Source organism: Mesorhizobium sp. M2C.T.Ca.TU.002.02.1.1, assembly GCF_003997225.1.
In genome coordinates this window covers 1-8,272 of record NZ_RZTO01000210.1, presented here as the reverse complement: position 1 = coordinate 8,272, position 8,272 = coordinate 1, and the positions used below count along the sequence as shown (strand labels likewise).

Below are 8,272 nucleotides of genomic sequence, written 5' to 3'. Positions count from 1 at the left end.
GCTTTCCTTCCGTCCCGGGACGTGTTACCAGCCAGCGCCAATCCTGAAAGGGAAGATGAGAGTCGGCGCTGGCCAATCGGCCCAGCGCCTTTTCCGCATTCAAAAGGACTGGCCATGGCAAGAATCATCGAAACGTCCACCGGCGCGCTGGCGCTGACCTTCGACGACGTGCTCCTGCAGCCCGGCCATTCCGAAGTCATGCCGGGCGAAACCGACATCCGCACCCGCATTGCCGGCGATATCGATCTCAATGTGCCGATCCTTTCGGCGGCCATGGACACCGTCACCGAGGCGCGGCTGGCGATCGCCATGGCGCAGGCCGGCGGCATCGGCGTCATCCACCGCAACCTGACGCCAGCCGAGCAGGCCGAGCAGGTCCGGCAGGTGAAGAAATTCGAATCCGGCATGGTGGTGAACCCGGTCACCATCGGTCCGGACGCCACGCTCGCCGACGCGCTGGCGCTGATGCGCACAAACGGCATTTCCGGCATTCCGGTGGTCGAGAATGGCGGCACCGGCGGCCACACGGTCGGCCGCCTCGTCGGCATCCTCACCAACCGCGACGTGCGTTTCGCCTCCGATCCGTCGCAGAAGGTCTACGAGCTGATGACCCGTGAGAACCTCATCACGGTCAAGGAGAATGTCGACCAGGACGAGGCCAAGCGCCTGCTCCACAAGCACCGCATCGAGAAGCTGGTGGTGGTCGACAGGAAGGGCAATTGCGTCGGCCTGATCACCGTCAAGGACATCGAGAAGTCGCAGCTCAACCCGCATGCCACCAAGGACGCGCAGGGCCGCCTGCGTGCAGCCGCCGCCACCAGCGTCGGCGATGACGGCTTCGAGCGCGCCGAGCGCCTGATCGACGCCGGCGTGGACTTGCTGGTCATCGACACGGCGCATGGCCACTCGCAGCGCGTGCTGGAGGCCGTGGCGCGAGCGAAGAAGCTCTCCAATTCGGTGCGCATCCTGGCCGGCAATGTCGCCACGGCCGATGGCACGCGGGCGCTGATCGATGCCGGCGCCGACGCCGTCAAGGTCGGCATCGGCCCGGGTTCGATCTGCACCACCCGAATCGTCGCCGGCGTCGGCGTGCCGCAGCTTTCGGCGATCATGTCGGCGGTCGAGACGGCCAGCAAGGCCGGCGTCAGCGTCATTGCCGATGGCGGCATCAAATATTCAGGCGATCTTGCCAAGGCGCTCGCCGCGGGCGCAAGCGCGGCCATGATCGGCTCGCTGCTGGCCGGCACCGACGAGAGCCCGGGCGAGGTCTATCTGCATCAGGGGCGCTCCTTCAAGGCTTACCGCGGCATGGGCTCGGTCGGCGCCATGGCGCGCGGCTCGGCCGATCGCTACTTCCAGGCCGAGGTTCGCGATACCCTGAAACTGGTTCCGGAAGGCATTGAAGGACAGGTTCCCTACAAAGGACCTGTGGCTGGCGTGCTGCACCAGCTTGCAGGCGGCCTGAAAGCCGCTATGGGTTATGTGGGTGGACGTGACCTTGCGGATTTCCGCGAGCGCGCCACCTTTGTGCGCATATCCAACGCCGGACTTCGTGAAAGCCACGCCCATGACGTCACGATCACCCGCGAAAGCCCAAATTACCCGGGCGGACTTTGATCGAGAGACCGATCAGTCTCACCGTCAGGGGGGACTGTCGCGTGATTTGAGTGTGGCGGTGTTGCGGCTGTCGCGGCACGCGGCAGCACTTTCCATCGCCTCGGTTGCGCTTTTCCTCGCCATGACGGCGCTGGAGTTTCTCTATTTCCAGCGCTTGAGCGGCGGCCTGTTCTCGCTCGACATGCGCGTCGCCGGCTTCACGCCTGACGAAGGCATGGCCTGGCTCACCGCGCTCGGCCGGCGCGGCGGCGAGATCATCATCGTCTGGCATTATCTGACCTTCGATCTCTTGTTCCCGGCGCTGCTGTCGCTGACGCTGGTCAGCCTCATCCTTGCCTTCGGGCGGCGGCTCAGCACGTTCCGCGCCATGCCGGCGCAGGTGCAGGCCCTGTTCGCGCTCGTGCTGGTGCTGCCCTATACGGCCGCCGACTATGCCCAGAATCTTGCCTTGGCCCGGCTGCTCTCCGATTTCCAACTGGCCAATCCCGATTCGCTGGCCTTCGCCTCTTCGCTGACCGTCACCAAATTCGCGCTGCTGGCGATCCCGGTCTTCGTCATCGCGGTCTTCGCGCTGGCCGGGCAGCGGCGGCGCTGAGGGAGAAATGCGCCAGACCGCCATCTTCTGGCCGATGCTGGCGCATGTGCTCCTGGTCTATATCGTCTATCTGGTGATGCTGAAGCGGCGCTATCTCGCGGTGAAGTCGGGCGAGGCCAGGGTTAGCCAGTACAAGGTTCGCTCGACCGAGCCGGCATCGAGCGTCACTGTCGCCAACAACCTGATCAACCAGTTCGAGCTGCCGGTTCTGTTCCACGTTCTATGCCTGGCGCTGTTCGTCACCAACGGCGTGAACTATCTGACGCTGGCGCTGATGTGGCTCTTCATAGTCTCACGCTATGTTCACGCCTGGGTGCATCTCGACAGAAACTATGTGCTGCACCGCAGCCGCGCCTTTTTCCTCGGCGCCGGCATACTTTTCGTCGCCTGGATCTGGTTCGCGCTGCACTTGCTGGGGGCGGTGTGAGGGAGGCTCTGCCTTCTCCCGCAAGCAAGGGGAGAAGGCAGAGGCTACAGGTCGAACACCGCGATCCTGCGCTTGTCGAACTTGATGCCGATCTCGCCGCGCACCAGCCTCAGTGCCTGCTCGCCGAAAACGGCGCGCCGCCAGCCCTGCAGCGCCGCCACGTCGGCTTCGTCGCCTTCGGCTGCTATGCGGTCGATATCGTCGCTGGAGGCCAGCACCTTGGCGGCGACGCCTTCCTTCTCGGCGACAATCCTGAGCAGCACTTTGAGCAGTTCCGCCGCCGCGCTCGATCCCTCCGGCGGCTGCACGCTTTTCGGCAGTTTAGGCATCGCGTCCTTGGGCAAGGCAAGGGCGGCGTTGACCGCGCCGAGCAGGGCGGTTGCCGTAGCGGAGCGTTCCCAGCCTTTCGGCGTCGTGCGCAGCTTGCCGAGCGCCGCCGCGTCGCGCGGCGCCTGCTGCGCGATCTCGTAGATGGCATCGTCCTTGAGCACGCGGCCGCGCGGCACGTCGCGCTCGCGCGCCTCACGCTCGCGCCAAGCGGCCACCGCCTGCACGATCGCCAGCTCCTGCGGCTTGCGCAGCCGCATCTTCAGCCGCTTCCAGGCGTCCTCGGGGTGCGGATCGTAGGTCTCGCGCGAGGTGAGGATATCCATCTCCTCCTTCAGCCAGTGCGCGCGATCCTCGCGTTTCAGCTCGGCGCTGAGATGCTGGTAGACCTTGATCAGATGGGTGACGTCGGCAAGCGCGTATTCGAGCTGCTTGTCGGAGAGCGGCCGGTGCCGCCAGTCGGTGAAACGCGAGGACTTGTCCAGCCGGGCTCCCGTGACCTTCTGCACGAGCTGGTCGTAAGAAACGCTGTCGCCGAAGCCGCAGACCATGGCCGCCACCTGCGTGTCGAACACCGGATGCGGCACCAGATCGCCGAGATGGACGATGATTTCGATGTCCTGGCGCGCCGCGTGGAAGACCTTCAGCACCGCTTCATTGGCCATGAGCCGGAAAAACGGCTTCAGGTCGATGCCGGGCGCCAACGGATCGATAAGCGCCTCGATCCCAGGCGCGGCGATCTGGATCAGGCAGAGGATCGGCCAGAAGGTCGTCTCGCGGATGAATTCGGTATCGACGGTAACGAATTCCGACTTTTCGAACGCCGCGACAACGCTCTCGAGTTCTTCTTGTGTGGTGATGACGCGCATCAAATCGCTTTTGGCACAGTATTAGGCCTCTTTCAATTTCAGCCGCGCGCGCTTTCGTCAAGCCGCCGCAACGTAAGCGTGGCCCGATCGCCGGGTTCTCCCATGCGAAATCGCGTCGCGTGCCTGTGCGCCAAGCTGCGATGTCGCGGCCCGCTCCGCTAGGCGGCGCGTTGCCGGGCGAGCCGCTCATGCCTCGTAGGCGCGCGCCGGTGCTCGCTCTCCTGTCGCGCCGGATCCTATTCCGTCCGTTACAGCGTTCGACGATGGCCGACGGCCAAGCGCGCCCGCGGCCGCCAGGCTGAGCATGATGAACGGTATGCCGATGCCATAGGCCGAGCGTATGCCCCAATGGTCCGACACGAAGCCGAGCAGCGGCGGCCCAAGCAGGAAGGCGACGAAGGAGATCTGCGACAGCGCCGCCACATTGATCGCCGCGGGACGGTCGGTGCGCTGAGCCGCCGCCGAGATCGCCAGCGGGAAGATGGCGCTGCTGCCGATGCCCAGAAGCGCGAAGCCCAGCATCGAGACGAAGGGCAGGGGCGAGAAGAAGACGATGAAGACGCCGACCATCATCGTCGCCAACAGCACGCGCGCCACGCCGCTCGGCGAGTGGCGGTCGACGAAGCTGTCGGCGAAGAAGCGCGTCGCGGCTTGAGAGAAGGCGAACAGCGCCACGGTGATGCCGGCAACGAACGGACCGGAGTCGAATACGGTGCGCATATAGATCGCCGACCAGTCCATGCTTGCGCCTTCCATCAGCATGGCCGACAGCGTCACCGCGACGAGGATGAGGATCGGCAGCGTCGGCCGGGCGAACACCGGCGCCTTGTCGCCGGTCGCGGCGAAACGCGCAGGCGCCGGTTGGAAGCCGCCGAGGAACAGCGCCATGGCAACGGCTACCATCGGCGCCACCAGCGCCAGATGCAGTTGCGGCGACAGCCCGGGATGCGCCAGCGCGCCGCCGAACAGCCCGGCGCCGAAAAAGCCGATGCTCCAGAACGAATGCGCCCGGTTCATGATGCGGCGCTTCAGCAGGAACTCGGTCCTGTCGGCCTCGACATTCAAGATGATCTCGATGCTGCCGATCATCAGTCCGACCGGAAGCAGCATCAGGAACAGAGACGCCGGGCCCGGTGCATGCACCGCAATGGAATAGGCAAGCGCAAGCAGCGGCACCAGCCAAAGCAGCGCGCGGCGAAAGCCGACGCGCTCCAGGATCGGCGTCGCCAGCGTCAGCGCGACCAGTGTGCCGATCGGCGTGCCGATCAGGGCGAGCCCGAGCGTGCCGTCCTCGATCCCCATGGCTCGCTTGATGTCGGGCAGGCGCGGGAAGATGTTGCCCATGGCAAAGGAATAGATCGCAAAGCCGGCATAGACGCGATGCTGAGGGGCGAGTTTCAGGCCAAGGGTCATCACGGACAATCCAACAAGGGGATATGGCGGGCGAACGCTTAGGCTCGCTCACGACTCCGTTTCTTGCATGAACAGGCAAAACATGCAAGAATATGCACAAATAAATAGGATCATGCATGCTCACCGAAGAACGGCATCAACTCATTCGGGACCAGTTGGCGGCGGATGGAAAGGTGCTGGCTGGTGAGCTGGCCAGCCGTTTCGGCGTGTCGGAAGACACGGTGCGCCGCGATTTGCGCGAGCTGGCGAAAGCCGGGCAATTGCGCCGCGTCTATGGCGGCGCGATCGCTTCGGCGCCCTTTGCCGCGGCGAGCGTCGGCCAGCGCAGCGGTCATGCGGTCGAGGAGAAGGCACGCCTTGCGAGGGCGGCGGTTGGGCTTCTTGTGGCGGGGCATTCGCTGTTCATCGACGGCGGCACGACCAACGAGGCGATCGCCAGGGCGATCCCGCGCGACATGGAATTGACCATTGCCACCAATTCGCTGGGCGTCGCCTCGGCGCTGGCCGATCGTCGTTTGGTCGAACTGATCGTGCTCGGGGGGCGCTATGTGCCCGATCTCGGCACCTGCGTGGGCGCCGACACGCTTGCCGCCGTGGCGCAGCTCGACGCGGATCTGTTCTTTCTGGGCTCCTGCGGGCTGGATGTCGCGCGCGGCGTCACCGCCTTCGATTCGGCCGAAGCCGAGGTCAAGCGCGCCATGGTCAAAAATAGCGCCGGCATAGTCATTGCCGTCACCAACGACAAGCTCGCGACAGCGGCGCCCTATCGCGTGGCGGGGACGGATGCGATCCGCCATCTCGTGGTGGAGAAGACCGCGCCTGCCGCCACGCTCGCCGATTTCCAAAGCCGGGGCGCGCAAATCCACTTTGCCTGACGACCGAAGCGCGCCTGTGTGACCGCTTGCCTTGACAAAGCCGGCCTCTCATGCGCTTTTCGCGCCAATTTTCGAGCCGGGCAGATGCCCGCAATTTTCCGGACTTTACCCATGACCACGCATCGTTACCGCAGCCACACCTGTGCCCAGTTGAGAAAGAGCGACGTCGGCAATTCCGTCCGCCTGTCGGGCTGGGTGCATCGCGTGCGCGACCATGGCGGGCTGCTTTTCATCGACCTGCGCGACCATTACGGCCTGACCCAGATCGTCGCCGATCCGGATTCGCCGGCCTTCAAGGTCGCCGAGACCGTGCGCGGCGAATGGGTGATCCGCGTCGACGGCGAGGTCAAGGCGCGCCTGCCCGAGACCGTCAACACCAACTTGCCGACCGGCGAGATCGAGATTTTCGCGCGCGAGATCGAAGTGCTGTCGGCCGCCAAGGAGTTGCCGCTGCCGGTGTTCGGCGAGCCGGATTACCCGGAAGACATCCGCCTGAAATACCGCTTCCTCGACCTGCGCCGCGAGACGCTGCACAAGAACATCGTCGCGCGCACCAAGATCATCGCCGAGATGCGCAAGCGCATGGGGGAGGTCGGCTTCACCGAGTTCTCGACGCCGATCCTGACCGCTTCGTCGCCGGAAGGCGCGCGCGACTTCCTGGTGCCGTCGCGTATCCATCCTGGCACCTTCTACGCGTTGCCGCAGGCCCCCCAGCAGTACAAGCAGCTGATCATGGTGTCCGGCTTCGACCGCTATTTCCAGATCGCGCCCTGCTTCCGCGACGAGGACCCGCGCGCCGACCGCCTGCCGGGCGAGTTCTACCAGCTCGACCTCGAGATGAGCTTCGTCGAGCAGGACGATGTGCTTTCCACCATGGAGCCGGTGCTGCGCGGGGTCTTCGAAACCTTTGCCGCCGGCAAGCCGGTGACCCAGGAATTCCGTCGCATTCCCTATGACGAGGCGATGCGCACCTACGGCACCGACAAGCCCGACCTGCGCAATCCGATCGAGATGCAGGCGGTCTCGGATCATTTCCGCGATTCCGGCTTCAAGGTGTTCGCCAACATCCTGGCCAACGACGCGAAGGCCGAGGTGTGGGCGATCCCCGCCAAGACCGGCGGCAGTCGCGCCTTCTGTGACCGCATGAACTCCTGGGCGCAAGGCGAGGGCCAGCCTGGGCTGGGCTACATCTTCTGGCGCAAGGAAGGTGAAAAACTCGAAGGCGCCGGTCCGATCGCCAAGAACATCGGCGAGGAGCGCACCGAGGCGATCCGCCAGCAGCTCGGCCTTGCCGATGGTGATGCCGCTTTCTTCGTCGCCGGCGACCCGAAGAAGTTCGTCAGCTTCGCGGGCGCCGCGCGCACCCGCGCCGGCGAGGAGCTGAACCTCGTCGACCGCGAGCGGTTCGAGCTTTGCTGGATCGTCGACTTCCCGTTCTTCGAATGGAACGAGGACGAGAAGAAGATCGACTTCGCCCACAACCCGTTCTCCATGCCCCAGGGCGGCATCGACGCGCTGAACGGCCAGGAGCCGCTCGGCATCAAGGCGTTCCAGTACGACATGGTCTGCAACGGCTTCGAGATCGCGTCAGGCGGCATCCGCAACCATCTGCCGGAAACCATGGTCAAGGCTTTCGAGATGGTCGGCCTGGACCGCGCGACGGTGGAAGAGCGCTTCGGCGGCCTCTATCGCGCCTTCCAGTATGGCGCGCCGCCGCATGGCGGCATGGCGGCCGGCGTCGACCGTATCGTCATGCTGCTCGTCGGAGCCAAGAACCTGCGCGAGATCACCATGTTCCCGATGAACCAGCAGGCCTACGACCTCTTGATGAACGCGCCGTCCGAAGCGACCCCGCAGCAGCTGCGCGAGCTGTCGCTGCGCGTCGCGGTGACGAAGAAGGAAGGGTAGGAATCAGAGCCAAGCCTTTCTTTCTTCTCGACGAATCGACCCGACAAAAAAGCCCGGCATCGCTGCCGGGCTTTTCGTTTGGAGCTGACGTATTCGGTTAGTCCTGGTTCGCCTTGACCTTGACGCCCAGCGTCTTCGGCAGGTCCAGCGGGTTGGACATGGCGCCGGCCATGATCAGCGCGAACGGCACCGACGACGGCGGCTCGGCCGAGATTTCCAGGCTCTTCGGATCGTCGAGGAA

7 protein-coding genes are annotated in these 8,272 nt (G+C 64.9%); 5 read left to right on the top strand and 2 right to left on the bottom strand.

The features are described from left to right. Positions 1-114: 114 nt before the first annotated feature. From guaB to EOD07_RS13720, 3 genes are read left to right on the top strand one after another with little or no spacing between them, the layout of a single operon-like run. Entirely contained in the window at positions 115-1,617 is a 1,503-nt protein-coding gene (guaB, locus tag EOD07_RS13730) for an IMP dehydrogenase (RefSeq protein WP_127235843.1), read from the top strand. Positions 1,618-1,663: 46 nt separating this feature from the next. After that, the gene (locus tag EOD07_RS13725) at positions 1,664-2,212 is read left to right on the top strand and encodes a hypothetical protein (RefSeq protein WP_245470125.1); all 549 of its coding nucleotides are present in this window, start codon (positions 1,664-1,666) and stop codon (positions 2,210-2,212) included. Between the two features lie 7 nt (positions 2,213-2,219). Then, positions 2,220-2,639, top strand: coding sequence for an MAPEG family protein (locus tag EOD07_RS13720; protein WP_073989162.1), 420 nt, complete (start codon positions 2,220-2,222; stop codon positions 2,637-2,639). 44 nt (positions 2,640-2,683) lie between these two features. On the opposite strand, the gene rnd is transcribed toward EOD07_RS13720, so the two are convergent. Further along, complete coding sequence (rnd, locus tag EOD07_RS13715; protein WP_127235842.1) at positions 2,684-3,835, bottom strand: ribonuclease D; 1,152 nt, start codon at positions 3,833-3,835, stop codon at positions 2,684-2,686. A gap of 186 nt (positions 3,836-4,021) precedes the next feature. After that, a complete protein-coding gene (locus EOD07_RS13710) occupies positions 4,022-5,248 on the bottom strand; it encodes an MFS transporter (RefSeq protein ID WP_127235841.1) in 1,227 nt (408 codons plus the stop codon). A 116-nt stretch (positions 5,249-5,364) separates the two neighbouring features. On the opposite strand from EOD07_RS13710, the gene EOD07_RS13705 reads away from it, so the two are divergent. Together EOD07_RS13705 and aspS are read left to right on the top strand one after the other, a co-directional pair. Beyond that, entirely contained in the window at positions 5,365-6,123 is a 759-nt protein-coding gene (locus EOD07_RS13705; protein ID WP_127235840.1) for a DeoR/GlpR family DNA-binding transcription regulator, read from the top strand. Positions 6,124-6,234: 111 nt separating this feature from the next. Continuing rightward, the gene (aspS, locus tag EOD07_RS13700; protein WP_127235839.1) at positions 6,235-8,031 is read left to right on the top strand and encodes an aspartate--tRNA ligase; all 1,797 of its coding nucleotides are present in this window, start codon (positions 6,235-6,237) and stop codon (positions 8,029-8,031) included. Positions 8,032-8,272 lie beyond the last annotated feature (241 nt).

Bases quoted from the DNA above. Each gene is read 5' to 3' on its own strand.
- guaB (WP_127235843.1), top strand. From the start codon at position 115: ATGGCAAGAATCATCGAAACGTCCACCGGCGCGCTGGCGCTGACCTTC.
- EOD07_RS13720 (WP_073989162.1), top strand. From the start codon at position 2,220: ATGCGCCAGACCGCCATCTTCTGGCCGATGCTGGCGCATGTGCTCCTG.
- rnd (WP_127235842.1), bottom strand. From the start codon at position 3,835: ATGCGCGTCATCACCACACAAGAAGAACTCGAGAGCGTTGTCGCGGCG.
- EOD07_RS13710 (WP_127235841.1), bottom strand. From the start codon at position 5,248: ATGACCCTTGGCCTGAAACTCGCCCCTCAGCATCGCGTCTATGCCGGC.
- EOD07_RS13705 (WP_127235840.1), top strand. From the start codon at position 5,365: ATGCTCACCGAAGAACGGCATCAACTCATTCGGGACCAGTTGGCGGCG.
- aspS (WP_127235839.1), top strand. From the start codon at position 6,235: ATGACCACGCATCGTTACCGCAGCCACACCTGTGCCCAGTTGAGAAAG.